The organism is Yersinia sp. 2541 StPb PI (assembly GCF_052217145.1).
Classification (GTDB): domain Bacteria; phylum Pseudomonadota; class Gammaproteobacteria; order Enterobacterales; family Enterobacteriaceae; genus Yersinia; species Yersinia enterocolitica_E.
In genome coordinates this window covers 4,062,894-4,083,025 of record NZ_JAZGQB010000001.1, presented here as the reverse complement: position 1 = coordinate 4,083,025, position 20,132 = coordinate 4,062,894, and the positions used below count along the sequence as shown (strand labels likewise).

Here is a 20,132-nt window from a genome sequence, read left to right as displayed (position 1 = left end):
TAAAAATTATTTATTCTTACATTATCTCTTACGCTACAGGAGCAAGATATGCTGAAAGTCATTCAATCTCCGTCCAAATATATTCAAGGTGCCAATGCATTACAGTCCATTGGTGAATTTGCTAAGTTATTGGCTAATAACTATTTTATCATTGCTGATGATTTCGTCATGAAGCTGACTGCTGATACCGTCGGCTCCAGCCTGCAAGCCAGTGAGCTGGAACATCATTTCAGCCGCTTTAATGGCGAATGTTCCCGTCACGAAATTGAGCGGTTGACGGTTGAGCTGAAAAAGCACGGCTGTAATGGAGTGGTTGGTATCGGTGGCGGGAAAACCCTCGATACGGCTAAAGCGATTGCTCACTATCAGCATATCCCTGTCGTTGTGGTGCCTACTATTGCCTCTACCGATGCCCCGACCAGCGCCTTATCCGTTATTTATACCGAACAGGGCAAGTTCGCTGAATATATGATTTACCCGAAAAACCCTGACATCGTACTGATGGATTCCACCATTATTGCCAAAGCACCAGTACGTTTGCTGGTCGCTGGTATGGGCGATGCGCTGTCTACTTATTTTGAAGCACAAGCCTGTTTTGATGCTAAAGCTATCAGTATGGCTGGTGGTGCATCGACATTAGCGGCAGTTACACTGGCTCGCTTGTGTTACGAAACCCTGCTGGCGGAGGGCTATAAAGCCAAACTGGCGGTAGAGGCGGGTGTTGTGACCGAAGCGGTTGAACGTATTATCGAAGCCAATACCTATCTGAGCGGTATTGGTTTTGAAAGTAGTGGTCTGGCGGCCGCTCACGCCATTCATAACGGTTTCACCGTATTAGATGAGTGCCACCACTTGTATCACGGTGAGAAAGTGGCCTTTGGTACCCTGACGCAGCTCGTATTACAGAACAGCAGCATGGAAGAGATCGAGACAGTGCTCTCATTCTGCCAGCAACTGGGTTTACCAATCACATTGGCTGAGATGGGCGTTTCTCAGGATATTGAACGCAAGATCCATGATGTCGCCAAGGCCAGCTGTGCTGAGGGAGAAACCATCCACAACATGCCGTTCAAGGTCACACCTGACAGTGTCTATGCTGCAATTATGGTAGCTGACCGCTTGGGTCAGGCTTTCCTCAATTAATCTGTGCGGCAAATACGTTCTGAGTCGAAAATCGACCGAGTCTGCCGGTGTTTCTCATCATCGGCAGCTCTGTTCTCCAGCCATTCCCGTTCGCGGAGCATAAAATGAAAAAATTAATTAACAGCGTTGAGAGTGTGTTACAGGAGCAAATTCAGGGGCTGGTTGCGGCGCATCCTGAGCTGACATTACATCAAGAGCCCCTTTTCATCACCCGTGCAGATGCGCCAGTGAGTGGCAAAGTTGCATTGATGTCCGGTGGTGGCAGTGGTCACGAACCGATGCATTGTGGCTTTATTGGCGAAGGCATGTTGGATGGCGCCTGCCCGGGTGAGATTTTTACCTCGCCGACCCCCGATCAAATGTATGAATGCGGCCAAGCCATTGATGGTGGGCCAGGTGTGCTGATGCTAATTAAGAATTACACTGGCGACATTCTAAACTTTGAAACTGCAGCCGAGCTGTTGCATGCCGGTGGCACCGCTGTTGCTACCTTAGTGATAGACGATGATGTGGCGGTCAAAGATAGCCTGTATACCGCCGGGCGGCGTGGGGTGGCGAACACGGTCATTATAGAAAAATTACTCGGTGCTGCTGCGGCACGTGGTGATTCATTAGATGAATGCGCACTACTGGGGCAGAAAATTAATAATCAGGGGCATTCTATTGGTATCGCGCTTGGTGCTTGTACTGTACCCGCTGCCGGTAAGCCGTCATTTATTTTGGCTGAAAATGAGATGGAATTTGGTGTGGGTATCCATGGCGAACCGGGTATTGAGCGTCGGCCATTTACTTCACTGAATAACACGGTAGACGCCATGTTCCAGACCTTGATTGATCACGGCAGCTATCAGCGCACATTACGCCACTGGGATCGACAAGCCGGTGACTGGAACGAGACGCGCCAGAGTAAGCAACCCTTAGCCAAAGGCGATCGGGTCATTGTTCTGGTCAATAACCTTGGCGCGACCCCCTTATCGGAACTTTATGGTGTCTGGCACCGTCTGGCGGAGTGCTGTACACAATTCGGTTTGACCATCGAGCGTAAATTGATTGGTTCTTATTGTACGTCATTGGATATGCAGGGTATGTCCATCACCGTGCTGAAAGTTGATGATGAACTCCTGTCATTGTGGGATGCCCCAGTAAGTACCCCCGCGCTGCGCTGGGGTTGCTGATATCTCCTTGGTACTTGAAGCCGCAGGGATGCGCGACTTTCACCAACCCGAATCACTGAGTTTAATTCAGCACAAGTGCTGAAAATAATCTTACAAAACAATGCGCCAGGAGAAGAACATGGGACTCACCAAACAACAAATTGTCAGTTGGTTACAGTTATGTGCTGAAGTTTTCAGCGAGCAGCGAGATTTTTTGACGCAGTTGGATACTGAAATCGGCGACGGCGACCATGGCCTGAACATGAATCGCGGCTTTAATAAAGTGGTCGAAAAGTTACCGACCTTTGCCGATAAAGACATTGGTTTTATCCTAAAAAATACCGGTATGACACTGCTTTCAAGTGTTGGCGGCGCCAGCGGCCCGCTGTTTGGCACGTTTTTTATTCGCGCAGCACAAAGCACGAATGCTAAGCAGAGCCTCGATCTGACGGCGGTTTGTCAGATGTTTAAAGATGGAGTGGAAGGGGTAGTGATGCGCGGTAAAGCGGAACCGGGCGATAAAACGATGTGTGATGTTTGGTGGGCGGTAGTGGCGCAACTCGAACAGGCAAATCAGCAGGGAGCCACGGTGGTAGATGCATTGCAGCAGGCCGTTGAACGTGCCCAGCAAGCATTGGCCGGCACTATTACTATGCAGGCCCGCAAAGGCCGTGCCAGCTATCTGGGCGAACGGAGTATTGGTCATCAGGACCCAGGGGCAACATCAGCCATGCTGATGATGCAGGCGTTATGGCAGGTTGCCAGTCATTAATCAGGCTGGACTGACACGTTTATCAGGAGGAAAGATGGTCAATCTCGTTGTAGTTTCTCATAGCGCGCTGCTGGCTCAGGGTGTGGCCGAACTGGCACAGCAAATGACACAAGGGAGCTGCCAGTTAGCGGTTGCTGCCGGTGTAGACGACCTGGATCATCCTATTGGCACGGATGCCATTAAAGTGATGGAAGCCATTGAGTCGGTTTACACCCCATCTGGGGTACTGGTTTTGATGGATTTAGGCAGTGCCTTACTCAGCGCAGAAACGGCACTGGAGCTATTAGACCCCGATATGGCGCAACATGTGCAACTCTGTGCCGCACCACTGGTGGAAGGGACTCTCGCTGCTGTCGTCGCTGCATCATCTGGCGCTTCACTTGCCGACGTCCGTGCTGAAGCAATGGGGGCGTTGATAGCGAAAGCCACTCAGCTAGGGGAAGAAGCCGTGGTACCTGCCAGTAATGCGGTGGCTAAGGCGGCAGCGGATGCTCAGAGTGTCAGTTGGGTGGTGCGCAATCCTAACGGGTTACATGTGCGACCGGCGGCTAAATTGGTCGAAGCATTGGCTCCGTTCGCGGCAGATTTACTGCTGGAAAAAAATGGTCAGTGTGTGAATCCACGCAGCCTGAACCAGCTCGCAATATTGCAAGTTCGTAAAGGTGATACCATTCGTTTGCTGGCCAGTGGTGAGCAAGCAGGCGAGGCGCTAGATGCTTTTATGCAATTGGCGCGGCAACATTTTGGCGAATTCGTCACCACCACCAGTGAGGGGGAATTTACTGGCGTCATGGTGCCTCGTGGCGCGATTAGTGCACCATTGTTGCAATGGTTACCCGCCATTCCGGTTTTTTTACCTCAAACAATCAATGCTGACCAGGTAGTTAAAGAGCAGCGGCGTTTACAACAGGCGTTGGCGCAAACTGTGGCTGATTTGCAGCAGTTGGCACAACAGGCAGAACAGCAGATTAGCCCTGAAGCAGCGGCTATTTTTAACGCTCATGTGATGCTGATTGATGATGAGGAACTGCATCAGGCGATGGATGCGCGCGTAGAGCGTCAGTTAGTTTGTGCAGAATCGGCATTGCAGGATGAATTGATGACAATGGTGGAAGATTATCTGGCTCTGGATGATGAGTATCTACGCGTTCGGGAATTAGATATCCGCGATATACTTAACCGCACATTGGGCCATTTGACCGGGCTACCACCAGTTTCTCTTTCAGTTAGCGGTGAAATTATATTATTAGCCGAGGAATTATTGCCTTCACAAATGGTTGGGCTGAACCACCGGCAGGTAAAAGGCATCTGTTTAAGCAAGGGGCATATCATGTCTCATAGCGCTATTCTGGCTAAAGAGTTGGATATTCCAATGTTAGTCGGTGCCATGGGTTGCCTGGAAGCCAGCCGTAATGGGCAAAATGCAATATTAGATACCGCAATCGGGGCACTGAAACTGCAATAAAAAATCATCGCCAAAATGCTTAACTGAACATTGTAGCTCTGCATCAGTCCAGAGCTGCAATTTGCGGAATCAGATATCTCAGTGGAGACAAAATCTGGTTTCGCCAGTTATAGCGCTCTTCTATTAATGTAGCTCCGGCTTGTCTGATTTTATCTATTTCGCCGTCGGTTAATTGGCAAATCTGGCGTATTATTTCCGCTAAACTTGCTGCGTTCCCGGGGATGTGAAGGAACCCATCGATCCCATGTTCAACTTGCTCACTCAAACCGCCGGAGTCGGCAACAATTAACAATGCTCCCTGCTGTCTGGCCAGCCAACGTGATTCCATCGGAATCAATCCATTAGGTTCATTCTCAGCAGAAAGAACGCAAACCCGCGTATTACGCCATTGAATAAGACATGCCATTAGTTCGCGATCAAAAGAATTGATCAGAGAGGCAGAGATATCGAGTCGGCTCGCTAAGGCAGATAACTCCGGCAAAATCGGGTCACTCATAATAACGGGATGAATATCATTACCCAGATAACAGGCTGCTCTGAGCAACAGATCATGGCGTTTGTAATGAACCCCTCTGCCTAAAGTGATAGCTAATGAGTGATCCAGCGATATTCCGTGTGATGAGAGTGTGTCACTGATTTCCTGATCACTGCGTATTCGAAACCAGGGGTCATTGATATTTATTCCTGCAGGTGTCGGTATAAATGATTGTGGGTCAGCACCGTATTGTGCCACTAAGTGCATTGCCAGGAAGTTGCTGATATTACCGAGCTTGATATTAGAATCAATCTTGGCCCAGTGAACAGCCAATGATTCAGCCATAATACGTTCAGGATTCGGTAATGGCATTTCATGATTAAATGCCGTGCCATGGGAAATATAGATAATTTTTAGATTACGTTTCTCAATAGCCGCATGCAAACGAGCAATTAGCGGCGTGAACGAAAACGGCAATTCATGACAAAAGGCCAGAGTGATATCGTAATGGCTACTGAGATCAATAATTTTTGCCGCCCCTGCAGCAGAGGAGATTTGCCAGTTCTGTAAGTTACCAAGAAAAGCATCACCGTAGGGCCATGAACAATCAACGCCTTTCCCCAATGTCATGTCTGGTACAGTTGAAAAGGTCCCCCCCATATTATGAATTTGGTTAATAAAATAACCATAATTACTGGTGTCAAAAAAATAATTATATTTACTGGAGGCAATTTCAATAAAATGAGGTTCTAAGCTGATATTATTATCAGCCAGTAATTTAATTACCTCCGGTAATGCCATAATTTGCCCTCTGATATAAGAACCTACTCCGCCGACAAAAAGTTGTACGCCTTCGGTTATTAAATGGATAATGCCAATTTTTAGGCTGTTATTATCACCAATAGATGATTTATCTTCATGCATAGAAACCTCATATTTTTAACATACAGATATGATTTACAGTTGTATTAATACAAAGAGATTAATGACGTGTTTTTCTTGTATATCATGTAATTGTTGATGAACAGGAAATCTAGCCCACAGTTTAAGAATAAATTGACGGCATCCTTAGGGGTTTCCACTATTGGCATTCCTTTGGTGTTCAAAGAGGTATTCAGTAATATAGGCACGCCAGTCTCGGCAAAAAAATAATTTATCAAGGTATGGAATTTTTTATTCATCTCCTTTTTGACAGTTTGCACGCGGGCACTACCGTCTACATGGACAATCGAAGGTAGTGCTGCTCGATATTTTTCTTTGACATAGGCAATAAATAGCATGTGATCACTATCATGGTTCAAGTCGAAATAGTCATTCGCTTTTTCATGCAAAACGGCAGGAGCAAAGGGGCGAAAATCCTCGCGATATTTAACGTTAGTATTAATATGATCTTTCATTCGAGGGTTACGGGGGTCCGCTAAGATACTTCTGTTTCCTAAAGCGCGAGGGCCAAATTCAGACTCCCCTTGGAACCAGGCAATAACATTACCTGCCACGATGGATTTTGCGGCAATAGCTTCAATATCATCATAGTAAGTATATTCAATTTTATCGGCATGCTTTTCAAGCTCTGCCATAACACTAATATCATCATATTTTTTGCCAAAGTATGTTGAGCCAGAGTGTTTTACTCGCTCTTTCTTCAGCACTTCCAACCAGCCATAATAGCAACAACCAATTGATAGCCCGTTATCTCCCGCCGCAGGTTGGATATAGAGACGCTCAAACTCACTATTAGTAATGAGCTTTTCATTTGCGGTGGCATTTAATGCAACCCCTCCGGCATAAGCAAAGTTTTTCATAGGATAAAGTTGGTAGTAATGGCTGAACAGATAAAACAGTGCTTCCTCGAGTTTGGTTTGCGCCCAATAGGCTAAATCGGCGTAATATTGGAAGTTGTCACGAAAATGAGTAGGACCAGAGTTTAACAGAGGGTCTATTTTTGCCCACCAGTCACTACGCAACACCACTTTGCCGGAATCGAAGTAGAACGGTATCCAATCGATTACATTCGGCCTTCCGTAAGGGGCTAATCCCATCAACTTACCTGCGCAATCCAGCTCGCCAAAAATATACAGCGCTATCCCTTCATAAAACTCACCAATAGAATTTTCTATTTCCCAGCTCGAAACAGGATAGTCTTTGCGATTCTTTCGATTAACCCACCTGGAGAAGTCTTTGAAGATAGGCTTGATTTTACTATCTTGATAAACGTAGTAGCTGCATGTTTCCCAGTAACGGTAACGATTGTTAACGTGGATACTATTCGCACCTTTGATATCCTCAACAATGTCATTACAACTGTCTAAGCTACCTCCATGGCCATCAATAACCACAATACCCATATCATCAAAAGGTGATGTTCCTATGGCACTGTAGGCATGTGCCAAGTGATGAGAAAGTGTGATGATCGGCACCATGGGGGGTAAAACCCTATTTTTCCGCTGTTCTAATGATTGGCTAAATAATGGATTATAAGAGTTTTGTTCTACTATCAATGAGAGGTCCTTATATTCAATACCCGCAGCATCTAAACAATATTGAATAGTTGAATTATCATTAAATCCATCATGTTTTACTCGGGATATTCTTTCCTTCTCAATCGAGAATATAATTTTGCCATCTTTCATTAGACATGTTGAGCCATCATGCGATAGAGCAGTACCGAGAATATAAATTGGATTACACATAAAAGTAATATCCTTATTAATTTAGCCTTCTGTTAATTAAGAATGTAAGCAAGTCGACGTGATAGTGCGAGTGTTGTTAACGATGGATTAGCCGCACCTGGTCGTGGGAATGTACTTGGGCCAACAGCATATAGATTTTTGATATGATCAAATTCATGATTTTCATTCAATATTTCTCCCAGTGGCAGAGTACTACTTTCATGGTTTTCCGTTCCAAGTGGGCTTATCCATGTGACGGGTTTGTTGGCATGGACTACCCTCGATGGGGAATGAAATTCATGATAGACATCCCCCATGGTTCTGGCATGGACAGTAAAACCGCCTTCAAAAACTAATGGGGAAAAGGGGATTGATATATTTTCACAAATTCCATGCCAGAATATATTTAGTTCATCCCGCTGTTTTTGTATCAATACATTATCATCATTATTTAAACCACTATAAATTGATAAAGGCATGTTCTCATCATTTCTATTTATGAAAATATATCCGTGATCGGAGGGGATCTGTTCGCCCATTGTCCATACTTCTAATTCAATGCCAAAATCTGATTGGGTGATAGTGAAAAATAAATTAAATCTTTCTCCTGCGGAACTATGGCAAAAGAATATAGTGTCAGATTTATATTCAATTAACTCTCTCAGCATATCGGATAGTTTATAATACTCAAATGTCACATTAAACCCCTGAACAATGTGATCGACGAGTCCAGTTATTTTTTCCTCAATTAAATGTCCCGAATCATAAAGTACTTGCGCTGCCAAACGTGTATTCTCAATGGTACCTAAGGCGAGAACACATTTATCAGCGAAGATGGTATGTACCTCATTAGAGCCTATATGTCTCAACTTAGCACCAATACAGTGACCATTTTTAACGATGAGTGACATAACTTCATACCCAGGAATTATTTTCGGGTTAGATCTTAATTGGTTATCTTCTTTCCAATAGGAAAGTGGTGAATAAGATTCCCAGCCACCTGATGAATTAATATTACGAATAACCTGAGGTGTTATTTTAAACTCAAAACCAGAAAGCTGAAGAGAGTAATCTATATCGTGATTCTTATCTGCCCATGCGAGCATTTCAGACTGGACCTGTGTGTAAAGTGATGGTCCACCTAACCAACTTTCAGTAAGATCATGGGCAATATTTGAAGGCCAGAATTTAAGTGTCTCAGCCTCTATTGGTAAAATAACACCATGCCAATAAAGGGATCTACCGCCGACTCTACGACGTAGACAAGTTCCTTTAGCAAAATGAGGTTCATTTAAAGAATGCCATGAACGGTAGGAGTATTTATCAGATCCTTCATTTTTCCAATATTCATTGGCTCGTTCATATTCACCTCCTGCATTTATATGGTTGTAATCATCTGCTGGACCAGCTTCTATAACGACGATGTCTTTTATTCCTCTACAATTTAAATGCTTAGCTAACTCTAAACCCGACATTCCAGCGCCGAGTATTAAAATTTTTATTTTGGGTGGTATTTCATTTTTATTTTTGCGTATGTTTATATCTATAATATTCATTATATATTCCTTTGAAGTGAGTTTTTTTGAAAGTAATAATCTATATTTATAATAATTTATGCATGAATTTACTCCACGGTTCTCTAGGGAATTTTGATTGAACAAATTTTTTATTATTAGCTAATAGCGTTTTAATCTCGTCAGCCCCGGCAGCATGTAACTGCATCCATTCAAATAACTGTTGTGCAGCATCCCTGGGGTGTTCTGGGATTACTTTAATGTGATGGTACTCAGTGCCATAAAACTCAGTGAAGGCCGTATACTGTGTTACTGCGCAGGGAATACCTGCAATAGCAGCAAGTGCTGGACCTAAACCGACACTTTCCACGTTCTCTACATTAGGTGTAAATAAAACTGCGCCGGATAACGTATGGCAAATGATAAGTAAGTCAATTTCATCTAAATGCCATTTGTTGTCTTTATCTTTATATGTTTTTATCGGTACTTCATCTAAAAATATAATACTATTGTCTAGGTTGTATTTTTTTACCTGCTCTTTTAAATCATGAGCATACTCAGGATCTTCATTCATGTTCCCGAATATCAACAGTTTCGGCGTGGGTAGTTTTTTTTCTTTATAAATATCAAGTAGCTTATTAAAAACACTTATTGATATTTCGATACCCTTGACTCTAAATACTCTAACGGGAACTATAACAATAGATGAACCTATAGCTATATTATATTGGTTTAAAAAATCAATGTGAATATTGCTAAAAGCAGACACATCGATTGACGGTAATATATTAGGAATGACATCAGGTACCAATTCTGTTGGATAGTCTCTACTTTCCTTCGCCAAGGCTTCAGACGCAACTATCCATTTAGTATAGGTATTATCTTGTGGTATGGGTGTCAATATATTGGGTTTTTCAGGATATAGTCTTTCTTCATGTTCATAAATGGCATAACTACCAAATAGGTCATGATCCCAAAAAATAATACCGCCGTTATCTTTTTTAGCCCAATACCTTCTCGCTGCGTTGTGCAGTGCCAGGCTAACAGGAACGGCATCCGAAAGGGTAATATTTAAGCAAAACACCCAATCGACCTTATTATCTTCAAACCAACTTAGGAAATAATCCTCATAAATTTTAGCAATAGAATTAATATCTTGATTGATCTGTTTAATTTCTTCTCCTGTTAATGATTTATATCTTGCCACCCTCTTTCTGATATGAGTAAAACAGTGCCCATGATCGCTATCATAAGAGTATTTTTGATGGATAGAACTTATTCTCATCCATGTTGGATATTGTGATTCTGTACTACCATGAGGGAAAAAATTTTTTTTGTCCGGCCGCCAAGAAAATCCTAAATCGGCGGGTATTTCATTTATAATATCATTGTTTTTTATAGCTATTTCTGCAACATTTCTAAAAATAGTGAGTAGACCACTCGTTGGGAGTCCATCCCCTGATATGATAGCCCACTTTGTTTTTTTCATTATCTATCTCCTGAGGTTAACTGTTTAATTAGTGTATTTGATAGTGTATTAATTAATAAGAATGCCAGTACGCAACTAACCAATATCATAATCAATGCAGTTCTTAATGATGTCATGTCGGCTAACATCCCTATTAACGGTGGAAATATAAGTAGGCCAACTCTTGATATCCAAGTTGCGAATGCGATTCCACTCGTCGAGTTTATATTGGGTATTTGGCCAATAAATGAAATTGTTAATGGGAATACCACTGACATCCCTAATCCGATTAGTGAAAAACCTAATATTGAAACAATTGGTGAATGAATGGTTATCACAATTAAGATTCCCAATGCTGCCATTAGAATTCCGTATCTTAATACTGGGATATTACCCAATTTATTGGTCAGGTAATCACCAAATCCTCGCCCTATAACCATTGATACCTGACATGCTAAATAAGGTAAACCTGAAATTACAGATGGAGCTTGATAGTAATCATTCATATAGATAGCACCCCAAACACTTGCTGTTTCCTCTATGCCGCAAGTGAATGTTAGCAAGATTAACGCAATGATATACAGTTGAGTACCTGTGGCGCCCATACTTTTTTTAATATTTTCACGAAGGGAAAGTTCATCAAATGAATCCCCCTTTCGGAAAAATATCATATAATTAATTAATATTATTAGATTCATAAGCAATACGGAAAAACTAAATTGTCCCATAGAAAGTCCGAATCCAATTGCTGATATGGCGATGCCCCCCCCCATTATTGTGCCGATACTTTCTGCACCATGAAATCTATTAATCAAGCTTCGGCCATATAATCTTTGTATGTTAAGTGCCTGCACATTCATACAGGTATCTGCCCAAGCATCGAAAACCCCAAACAGGAAGAGCAGCAGTGTTATTTCATACCATGATGATGCAAATGGTATTATTGATATGATAATTATAAAAAATAAAAATGTTATAATTGTCGCCCAATATAATCCAATGGTGTTAATAAAATTCTTGGACAATAACCCCATAATAATTGCTCCTGCTGGGATTGCAGATATCATTATTCCAACCATATAATGACTTAGATGAAACTTTTCTTTTATGTCTGGAATCCAGGGTACGATACTCGCGTAGGCTATTCCGTGGATGAAAAACAGTAATGATAGTGTAATATTTTGTTTTGTTTTTATTTGATTAATTTTCATTAAATTAATTTCACATGAGTTTATTGTTGCTGCATATAGTTTAAATCGAATCCTAATATATTTCTGTAACCTGTTTTTATTAATGGGTCTTTTAATTTTATAGGGGTCACTTTGTGCCAAATGGTTGAATTTCTATCGATATGAAACAAACCTTCACCACAGTTCAATGTTTGTGATTTAATAAACTCTTCTCTCTCTGTACAGTAGAGTTTACTCGTTCCTCCGTCAATGTTGTATTTATCAATAATTAATGCTGATACAATATAGTCACATCCATCCTGATGTAAGCCTTCTGGTGAATTGCAGACCGAATTCATTGTATTATCAATAATTAAAGACATCTGATGACAGGTAACTTCAACTGTTTCTATTTTTTGCCCATGCTCACATTCGCACAGCATTTCGACGAAACTCCTTATGAGCTTTTTTAATATAAGTGAATGACTTATTGCCGGGTCCATTGGCGGGAATTGACGTTTTAATTGCCTTAAATCTGAGGGATAGTCAGCATGTTGAGTAAAGTTAGTTAATTCTGGGCAGGCAATATTACTGACTTCCCATTGATTATTAATGTGTTTAACAATAAATCGGCTAATGCTTCTTTTTCTAAAGGGTTTATAGGAGTAAAAAAAATGTCTATCTATATCAGATAAACGCAATATGAGTTTTTGAATGTTTGGTGGTGGACATCTATCATCCAGATAACGTTGAGCCTCCTGAAAGATGATGATTTTATCGTTATAAAATTTTCTGGCCAAGAATTTTAATTGAGATAGTTTTATATCATTAGTATCCCACGCTAATGATTTAAATGACAAGGTATTTTTAACGTGATTTATATCCATCCCAAGCTCATTGATATTAAACTGAATGATTTTATATTTAATCCCCATAATGAAAATATCCTAGTAAGTTAATTTGTTATTGATAAATTACATTGATGAAAATAAGCCATATAAACGCACATGTATTAGTGGGCCTGTTTTTATTGATGACTTGCTATTTTTTATTGTTTCTTTCTTTTTTATATATCAAAGATCCCTTTTCGGCAAGTTTTTATCAATATCTATCATTGTATCTATATTTAGCTAATAATATGTTTTTGATTAAATATTGTTTTTATTGGTGGTCGCTTTTTATAAATTAGTAACGCGAGTGAATAAAATGCAGTTGTTACTGATAGGCTTGCCAGATGAGTTGAAAATTATCCATACTTTCAATATAGGGTGGTTTTTTATGATTTAACTATAAATGTCAAAAATGTGATCTACGTAAATAGAACAGCGTTCCATTTTTGATATTATGCCGTTTTACCATAGTGTAACTGGCTTTTCTTAATCGATAATAACCTAAAACCATTTTAATCTGGCGAGCATTAATAACTAAGGATCATGTAATGCCAATTAATTTTCTGGGTAAAACGCTATTGTTAGGATTGATGTCAATTGCTGTATTGGGGCAAGTCAGTGCTGCCCAGTATAATGCTGTGGTTTCTACTGCGCCTCAGGATAATGAGTTTCCCACGATTAATACTGCGTTAAAATCAGCACCAGCGGATAATTCGCTGTTTGTGATTTTCCTGAAAAATGGCATTTATAACGAAAGGCTAGAGGTCAATCGTAATAACGTTACTTTGAAAGGGGAAGACCGTGATGGTACGGTGATCAGTGCCAATACGGCAGCGGGTATGCTTAACCCGCAAGGAGAGAAATGGGGAACATCTGGTAGTAGTACGGTACTGGTTAATGCGGCAAATTTTACGGCTGAAGAACTTACTATTCGTAATGATTTTGATTTCCCAGCCAATAAAAAGAAAGCTGACAGCGATCCGACGAAGTTAAAAGACACTCAAGCTGTGGCATTATTATTAGCTGAAAACAGTGATAAGGCGCGCTTTAAGCAAGTAAAACTCGAAGGTTATCAGGATACGCTGTACAGCAAAACGGGCAGTCGTAGCTATTTTACTGATTGCGAAATCAGTGGTCATGTCGATTTTATTTTTGGCTCAGGTATTACGGTATTTGACCGATGTAATATTATTGCCCGCGATCGTCGTGATATTGAGTCACCCTATGGCTATATTACTGCCCCCAGTACATTAAACACATCACCTTATGGTTTGATTTTTCTCAATAGTCGTTTGACCAAAGAACCCGGTGTTCCAGCCAAAAGTTTCGCTTTAGGGCGTCCGTGGCATCCGACCACTGCCTTTGACGATGGCCGTTATGCTGATCCTGCGGCCATTGGCCAGGCGGTATTTATAAATACGACGATGGATGACCACATTTACGGTTGGGATAAAATGTCTGGTAAAGATAAGCAAGGCGAGAAAATCTGGTTCTATCCACAAGATTCACGTTTCTTTGAAGCAAACAGTCAAGGGCCGGGCGCAGAGATTAATGCACAGCGGCGTCAACTCTCTGCTGAGCAGCTAAAAGCATTTACTTTGCCGATGATTTTCCCTGACTGGGCGGTGCATTGAGATTATGACTCGCCACCCTTAAATTGGCTGATATCCAGCCGATGAAGTTTTACTTTTCGCCATAAGGTTGTGCGGCCTATCCCTAATAAGGTCGCCATTTCATTTAGCTGACCTTGGCACACCAGTGCCGCACGAATAATGGCCTGTCTTTCTAATTCTTGTAGTGATAAGACAGGCTGAGGTTGCGGCATCTCCGGTTCTAATAACAGCCTTTCCCCCAGTAGATGCTCTGGCAAATCATTGAGGTTAATGCGGTTATTGCGGCAAGCCATGGCGGCCCGCTCCACCACACTTTTCAGTTCCTGATCATTCCCGGGCCATGGGTATTGGCATAACTGACGGATAACACTCTCATCTGGCTGGTATTGGCAGTGGAAATGTTGCCCAATGCTTGCCAATGTATGCTGTACCAGTGGGGGGATATCCTGTTGACGCTGACGCAGTGGTGGAATATGTAATTCGAAAGATTGTAGGGTATAAAATAGCTGGCGGCGAAAACGCCCTTGTTTAACCAATAAGGGCAAATCTGCCCCGGTGGCGGTAATAATCCGGACATCGACTGGGATCACCCGATTAGAGTTGACCCGCATTACCATGCCAGTTTTGACGATTTGCAGCAGAGCTGACTGCATTTCCGGCGACAGATATTCAACTTGTTCCAGATATAAGGTGCCACCGTTAGCCAGTTCAAATTTGCTGGGTTGGCCGGATTCCCCTTCACTGGCATCACTACCAAGAAATTCTCGCGCCATGAAATTTTGTGGCAATGCCTGACAATTTAAGACGATATAAGGGCCATCGGCGCGATTGCTGGCATTATGGATTGCTTGCCCCAACTGCTGTTTACCGACCCCTTCTTCCCCGTGCAGTAAAATCGGATGCCGACCTTTGGCAGCCTGCTTGCCATAACGCACCAGGCGGCGCATTTCTAGTGAAGCAACCGGCATATCATCAAAAGTACAATTAGCCCCCCCTAATTGGTTGTGCACCATTTGCCGCAGTAATTCTTGTGGATGGAGTAATGCAATAAAGCCGCAGCGGTTACCATCTGGGATGGGTTTGAGGGTTAAGAGAGCCGGAATAAATTGCTGCTGATTCTCAAAGGTCACCTCGACGTGGCTGAGGGGATTACGGTGTAAAATGGCGTGGGTCAGTAAGGAGGGTAAGGTCAGCAAATCTGTGACCGGCTTGCCGAGGCTACTGGTTTCATCTAGTTGTAAAATAGCCGCAGCACGACGATTGAGATACAGCAGGCAACCGCGTTGGTCCCATGCCATGACACCATCGTCCACACCATCGAGTAGGGCATTGAGTTCATTCAGATGACGGTTAGTTTCTGCTAATAAGCTATCTGCGTGGAGATAATTGCCAATTTCGCGGGCGATAGCCAATGTCAGAGGCAAATCACTTGCCGCATGTTCGGTGAGCAGACTACCTAAAACAATGACCGCCCGTTGGCGGCCACTGTTGTCATACACCGGAGTAGCGCAAAAGCGCCACGGATGCAGCGCCTGTTTAAAATGCTGCTGGCCACTGACTTGTATCGGGTTGCCTTCAGCAATTGCCAGCGCCGGGGCATTGGTACCCATTAGCCCTTCTGCCCAATAACTGCCGCAATCAATCCCTAATGCCTGTAGCTGACTTATCGTTTGTGGATGCCCGCATTTCCATAGAGTACAGCCACTTTCATCCAGAATCAGCAGCACACAAGGGCGTGATTCCATATATTCGTAAGCATCTTCCAATGCCGCCTGACCTAATACCAGCAAGTCATTTTTGCGCTGACAAATTGACTGGAACGTCGCACCCACGGCCCGGTGAGGTACTCGCCATTGGTGGGCTTGCATCAATTTTTGGCAGCGCCGCCAGGAGTCGGCTAATGCAGGGGTGGTCACCGGTTCAGTGTTGCTCATTAAGCGCCTTAGAACCCGGATGGCGCCAATGGATCTGCCCTGGCAGAATCAGTTGATTTTGCGCCAGTGCCGATTCAGCAATCAAGCTGGTGATCATCTCAAAGCTGTGGCGTGCCAGCCCTTGGCAATCTTGTGCGATGGTATCTATTTTCAACGGCAGGCAATCAAACAGATAGTGATCGTCAAAACTGCATAAATGAATCTCACTGTCCATTAATTGATGCTGATTGAGATAGCGCAGTACACCTTCCAACAGCCCGCAGGCGGCAGTAAACACCGCTTTAGGTGGGCGGCCTAATTGTGCACAGAGTTGGGCAATCATTTCATAACCGGAACTGGGCAGGTAATGGCCATTTAGTATCCATTCTGGGCGGCAGGTCACCCCTGCCTGTTGTAGCCCCTGCTGAAAGCCAGCCAGCCGATCGCGAGTAGGGGAAATGCGTGGCTGACCACCAAGAAAATAAAACTCATCAGGATGTTGGCGGGCAACGTTTTCAACCAGTATGGCGGTGGAGGCTACCGAGTCAGTGATAACCAGCGGCAACTCTGATTCACCAATTAATCGATCCATCTGCACCACTGGCAGGCGGGCATTGATCTTTTGATATTCGCTGTCATTGAGCTGGCTGGAGGCGACAATCAGGCCATCGACCTGACGTTGTACCAGGCTATTGACCGCCATCATTTCCTGACCGGGGTTTTCATCGGTACAAGCAATAAGTAGCTGTAATCCGGCTTCGCGACACAGCATCTCCAGCTCACGTGAAATCAGGGCAAAACCGTGATTGGTCATCTCCGGGACCACCAATCCTATGGTGTGGCTGCGGGTTGAGCGTAGAGAACGGGCATGGAAGCTCGGTTGATAGTTATGCTCGTTAGCCAAAGCAACAATACGATCCCGCGTTTCATCGGAAACACGATACTCCTTGCTGCGCCCATTGAGCACCAAACTGGTGGTCGATTTCGACACACCAGCCAGTTTGGCAATATCGTTAATGGTAATTCGTTTATGATTTTTCACAGGTTATTGTTTTTCACTGAGTGAATCTGTCGCCTTGAAAGATAGTTCATTCTAACATGGGCGAAGACAACAACCAGTGTTGCAGACACAGTTCAGCATTTCCGTTAAAGATTGCTATCGGGTCTTCAGTCGGGAAGTAGCATGTAGTCATTACCGCCTCTCCCTGATTGATAAATATCTCTATGCTGCAACTATCGCAGAGCAGTTGTAACTGCTGCAATTGACCGCGCCAATAACGGAACTCTTGCAGCCCGGTACGCAGATTGCGGCGGCTTAGTGTGATACGTTCACCATCCCATATCAGCATCATTTCATCGCCTAATTCGAGGATAAATGGCGCACTAACCTCGACTATCATTTCAGCACTGCGGATGGAGAGTGCCGGTGCCTGTTGAGCACGACCTTGCCACTGACGATGTTCACGGCGCAATGCCTGCAATTCACGCGCGGGTCGTTGAATGACTTTGCCGTCAACCAGACTCAGCTCTCGTGGGCAGGTCATGGTATGGATCCAACCATGGGCTACGGTCGGTTGATACAACTCATCTTCATCCGGGATGCCCATCCAGGCGAATAACAGGCGGCGGCCATCTGCGGCCAGCGTGGTTTGTGGCGCGTAGAATTCGAAGCCGAGATCCAGTTCATGGAAATCCTGATGGTTGAATGCTGCCTTGGTATAATCCAATTGGCCCAGTAAATAGCCAGCCTGGAAGGTATTACGATAACGCTCTGCTTCAGCGGCGATGCCCTGCGGGCAGAAAATCAGCACCTCCTGATCCGCTAACCTGAACATGTCAGGGCATTCCCACATATAGCCAAACGGGCCTAATCCGCCCAGACCAGAACCGGCAATTTCACCCAGATTATGCCATTTACGTAAATCATCGGAGCGTAATAGCAGCACTTTCCCTTGCAGTTGCTTATCTTGCGCGCCTAAAACCATGTACCACTGACCGTCGTGCTGCCAGACTTTCGGGTCGCGAACATGGCCGGTATAGCCCGCAGGTAATGGGAGCACTGGTCCTAATTTGTCGTATTCCCCTCGCTCATTCTCCTGTGCCAGACATTGGAATGCGGTGCGCGAGCCATCAGGATATTTCACATTACCGGTGTAAATCAGCGTGATTCGGTCATCAGCAATAACGGCAGAACCTGAGTAGCAGCCGTGGCTTTCATATTCTTCACTGGGCACCAATGCGACAGGCTGATGTTCCCAATGAACCAGATCGGCACTACGCCAATGGCCCCAGTATTTACTGCCATGGCGGCAATCTAACGGGTTCCATTGATAGAACAAATGATAATAGCCAGCATGATAAATAAACCCGTTGGGATCATTCAGCAGCCCGACACTGGGGGCCAGGTGCCAGCCTGGCCGATGAGGGTCACGCGATGCGCGGATTTGGCCACGCATCACTGCCAGCGTAAGTTGTTTTAGCAAACTGACTTCTTGCATTATTCGCTGTCCGTTTTGTACTTAAGCAGTAGAGAGATAATAAATGCAGCGCCAAATGCAATAACCAATCCAATCAGATAATTAACAATTGAATTGCCTTGTACGATAGCGATGCCCGGGATACCGGTTAAGCCCACCGCAGTCATATTGACATGATTCGCGACGACCCAAGCGCCTCCTAATGCACCACCTGCCAGTGCAGCAAGGAAGGGTTTGATAAAGCGCAGATTAATCCCGAAAATTGCCGCTTCGGTAATACCCAGCATGGCAGAAAATGCCGATGGGATGGCGATGGCTTTAATTTTAGCATCGCGGGTTTTAAAGTAGACTGCCAGGCAGGCTCCGCCTTGCGCCACGTTTGCCATTGACCAGATAGGTAACAAGAAATTGACCCCGATATTCGGATTACCCAATAGCCCGGCCTCGATGGCGTGGAAGCTATGATGGATGCCGGTTATCACTATCACGGAATAAAGCCCGCCGAACAGTAACCCGGCCAGCCAGCCAGCATGGGTTATCAGTGTGCTAAGTACCAGCGAGATCCCATCACCCAATACTCGCCCGGCAGGGCCGATAAATAACAGCGCGACAAAACCGGTAATGATTACGGTCAAAAACGGTGTGAGGATCAGGTCCAGCGCATCAGGTATCACTTTGCGCAGGCGTTTTTCCAACATACTCATAAACCACACTGCCAGTAGCACCGGGAATACTGTGCCCTGATAGCCAATCATCGCCACCTCCATACCGAAGAAATTCATAGTATGGAAACCGCCCGCCACCCCCCAGGCATTGGTTAGCGCTGGGTGCGTCAAAATGCCGCCCAGTGTTGCCCCCAGATACGGGTTGCCGCCAAACTCTTTGGCCGCGGTGAAACCAATCAAGATAGGCAGAATGATAAAGGCAGCGGAGCTGAACATATCCAGCATGATAAACAGCGCGCTGTCAGCATCGGCCCAGCCATAGGTTTTTACCATGCCGAGCAAGCCCATTAACAGGCCGGACGCCACGATTGCCGGAATGATCGGGACAAAAATATTGGATAGCAGGCGGGCAATGCGCTGGAACGGATTGAGTTTACGCGCCGCCACAGCGGCAGCTTCAGATTTACTGGCTTCGTTTACACCCGCTACCTTGATAAATTCGGCATAAACTTTATTGACCAACCCGGTACCGAAAATCACCTGTAACTGCCCGGCATTGCTGAAGCAGCCCTTAACGCCATCGAGTTTTTCTACCGCTGATTTTTGCACTAAAGAATCATCTGCCAGAACCAAGCGCAGGCGAGTGGCGCAGTGTGCAGCACTGACGATATTCTCTTTACCACCAAGCAATGGGAGCAGAGCCGTTACGGTCTCATTGATATTCATGATATCCCTCGCAAATTTA

Annotated in this window: 15 protein-coding genes; 5 read left to right on the top strand and 10 right to left on the bottom strand. The window is 44.3% G+C overall.

Annotation, left to right across the window (positions count from 1 at the left end; genetic code table 11):
* The first annotated feature begins 48 nt into the window (after positions 1-48).
* From V1953_RS18280 to dhaM, 4 genes are all read left to right on the top strand, one after another.
* Positions 49-1,143: a glycerol dehydrogenase gene (locus V1953_RS18280; protein ID WP_083160741.1), complete on the top strand. Its 1,095-nt coding sequence runs from the start codon at positions 49-51 to the stop codon at positions 1,141-1,143.
* A 104-nt stretch (positions 1,144-1,247) separates the two neighbouring features.
* Positions 1,248-2,318: a dihydroxyacetone kinase subunit DhaK gene (gene dhaK, locus V1953_RS18275; RefSeq protein ID WP_083160739.1), complete on the top strand. Its 1,071-nt coding sequence runs from the start codon at positions 1,248-1,250 to the stop codon at positions 2,316-2,318.
* A 118-nt stretch (positions 2,319-2,436) separates the two neighbouring features.
* Positions 2,437-3,069, top strand: a complete 633-nt coding sequence (dhaL, locus tag V1953_RS18270) for a dihydroxyacetone kinase subunit DhaL (RefSeq protein ID WP_442821290.1) — start codon at positions 2,437-2,439, stop codon at positions 3,067-3,069.
* Between the two features lie 34 nt (positions 3,070-3,103).
* Complete coding sequence (gene dhaM, locus V1953_RS18265; protein ID WP_372568631.1) at positions 3,104-4,534, top strand: dihydroxyacetone kinase phosphoryl donor subunit DhaM; 1,431 nt, start codon at positions 3,104-3,106, stop codon at positions 4,532-4,534.
* 43 nt (positions 4,535-4,577) lie between these two features.
* Here the strand turns inward: dhaM and V1953_RS18260 are convergent, their stop codons facing one another.
* The 6 genes from V1953_RS18260 to V1953_RS18235 are packed head-to-tail and all read right to left on the bottom strand — an operon-like array spanning position 4,578 to position 12,764.
* Entirely contained in the window at positions 4,578-5,933 is a 1,356-nt protein-coding gene (locus tag V1953_RS18260) for a glycosyltransferase family 4 protein (RefSeq protein ID WP_227746565.1), read from the bottom strand.
* A gap of 44 nt (positions 5,934-5,977) precedes the next feature.
* A complete protein-coding gene (locus V1953_RS18255; RefSeq protein WP_372568632.1) occupies positions 5,978-7,699 on the bottom strand; it encodes a carbamoyltransferase family protein in 1,722 nt (573 codons plus the stop codon).
* Positions 7,700-7,731: 32 nt separating this feature from the next.
* Positions 7,732-9,234, bottom strand: a complete 1,503-nt coding sequence (locus V1953_RS18250; protein ID WP_442848154.1) for a GMC family oxidoreductase — start codon at positions 9,232-9,234, stop codon at positions 7,732-7,734.
* A 46-nt stretch (positions 9,235-9,280) separates the two neighbouring features.
* Positions 9,281-10,681 (bottom strand): hypothetical protein, encoded by a 1,401-nt coding sequence (locus V1953_RS18245; protein ID WP_442821287.1) that lies wholly within the window; start codon positions 10,679-10,681, stop codon positions 9,281-9,283.
* Positions 10,681-11,871: an MFS transporter gene (locus tag V1953_RS18240; protein WP_083160726.1), complete on the bottom strand. Its 1,191-nt coding sequence runs from the start codon at positions 11,869-11,871 to the stop codon at positions 10,681-10,683. Before V1953_RS18240 ends, V1953_RS18245 begins: the two co-directional genes overlap by 1 nt.
* Positions 11,872-11,891: 20 nt before the next feature.
* Positions 11,892-12,764 (bottom strand): 2OG-Fe dioxygenase family protein, encoded by an 873-nt coding sequence (locus V1953_RS18235; RefSeq protein ID WP_372568636.1) that lies wholly within the window; start codon positions 12,762-12,764, stop codon positions 11,892-11,894.
* Between the two features lie 503 nt (positions 12,765-13,267).
* Between V1953_RS18235 and V1953_RS18230 the strand changes: the two genes are divergently transcribed.
* Positions 13,268-14,353, top strand: coding sequence for a pectinesterase family protein (locus V1953_RS18230; RefSeq protein WP_442851187.1), 1,086 nt, complete (start codon positions 13,268-13,270; stop codon positions 14,351-14,353).
* Between the two features lie 2 nt (positions 14,354-14,355).
* On the opposite strand, the gene dhaR is transcribed toward V1953_RS18230, so the two are convergent.
* From dhaR to V1953_RS18210, 4 genes are read right to left on the bottom strand one after another with little or no spacing between them, the layout of a single operon-like run.
* On the bottom strand, positions 14,356-16,266 hold the full coding sequence (gene dhaR / locus V1953_RS18225; RefSeq protein ID WP_372557931.1) for a dihydroxyacetone kinase operon transcriptional regulator DhaR: 1,911 nt from the start codon (positions 16,264-16,266) through the stop codon (positions 14,356-14,358).
* A complete protein-coding gene (locus V1953_RS18220; protein ID WP_372568639.1) occupies positions 16,253-17,287 on the bottom strand; it encodes a LacI family DNA-binding transcriptional regulator in 1,035 nt (344 codons plus the stop codon). The genes dhaR and V1953_RS18220 overlap by 14 nt, the downstream gene beginning before the upstream one ends.
* A gap of 46 nt (positions 17,288-17,333) precedes the next feature.
* Positions 17,334-18,743: a glycoside hydrolase family 32 protein gene (locus tag V1953_RS18215; RefSeq protein WP_442851186.1), complete on the bottom strand. Its 1,410-nt coding sequence runs from the start codon at positions 18,741-18,743 to the stop codon at positions 17,334-17,336.
* Positions 18,743-20,113: a sucrose-specific PTS transporter subunit IIBC gene (locus V1953_RS18210; RefSeq protein WP_032907263.1), complete on the bottom strand. Its 1,371-nt coding sequence runs from the start codon at positions 20,111-20,113 to the stop codon at positions 18,743-18,745. The genes V1953_RS18215 and V1953_RS18210 overlap by 1 nt, the downstream gene beginning before the upstream one ends.
* Positions 20,114-20,132 lie beyond the last annotated feature (19 nt).

Coding starts and splice junctions, on each gene's coding strand:
- V1953_RS18280 (WP_083160741.1), top strand. CDS start 49: ATGCTGAAAGTCATTCAATCTCCGTCCAAATATATTCAAGGTGCCAAT.
- dhaK (WP_083160739.1), top strand. CDS start 1,248: ATGAAAAAATTAATTAACAGCGTTGAGAGTGTGTTACAGGAGCAAATT.
- dhaL (WP_442821290.1), top strand. CDS start 2,437: ATGGGACTCACCAAACAACAAATTGTCAGTTGGTTACAGTTATGTGCT.
- dhaM (WP_372568631.1), top strand. CDS start 3,104: ATGGTCAATCTCGTTGTAGTTTCTCATAGCGCGCTGCTGGCTCAGGGT.
- V1953_RS18260 (WP_227746565.1), bottom strand. CDS start 5,933: ATGCATGAAGATAAATCATCTATTGGTGATAATAACAGCCTAAAAATT.
- V1953_RS18255 (WP_372568632.1), bottom strand. CDS start 7,699: ATGTGTAATCCAATTTATATTCTCGGTACTGCTCTATCGCATGATGGC.
- V1953_RS18250 (WP_442848154.1), bottom strand. CDS start 9,234: ATGAATATTATAGATATAAACATACGCAAAAATAAAAATGAAATACCA.
- V1953_RS18245 (WP_442821287.1), bottom strand. CDS start 10,681: ATGAAAAAAACAAAGTGGGCTATCATATCAGGGGATGGACTCCCAACG.
- V1953_RS18240 (WP_083160726.1), bottom strand. CDS start 11,871: ATGAAAATTAATCAAATAAAAACAAAACAAAATATTACACTATCATTA.
- V1953_RS18235 (WP_372568636.1), bottom strand. CDS start 12,764: ATGGGGATTAAATATAAAATCATTCAGTTTAATATCAATGAGCTTGGG.
- V1953_RS18230 (WP_442851187.1), top strand. CDS start 13,268: ATGCCAATTAATTTTCTGGGTAAAACGCTATTGTTAGGATTGATGTCA.
- dhaR (WP_372557931.1), bottom strand. CDS start 16,266: ATGAGCAACACTGAACCGGTGACCACCCCTGCATTAGCCGACTCCTGG.
- V1953_RS18215 (WP_442851186.1), bottom strand. CDS start 18,743: ATGCAAGAAGTCAGTTTGCTAAAACAACTTACGCTGGCAGTGATGCGT.
- V1953_RS18210 (WP_032907263.1), bottom strand. CDS start 20,113: ATGAATATCAATGAGACCGTAACGGCTCTGCTCCCATTGCTTGGTGGT.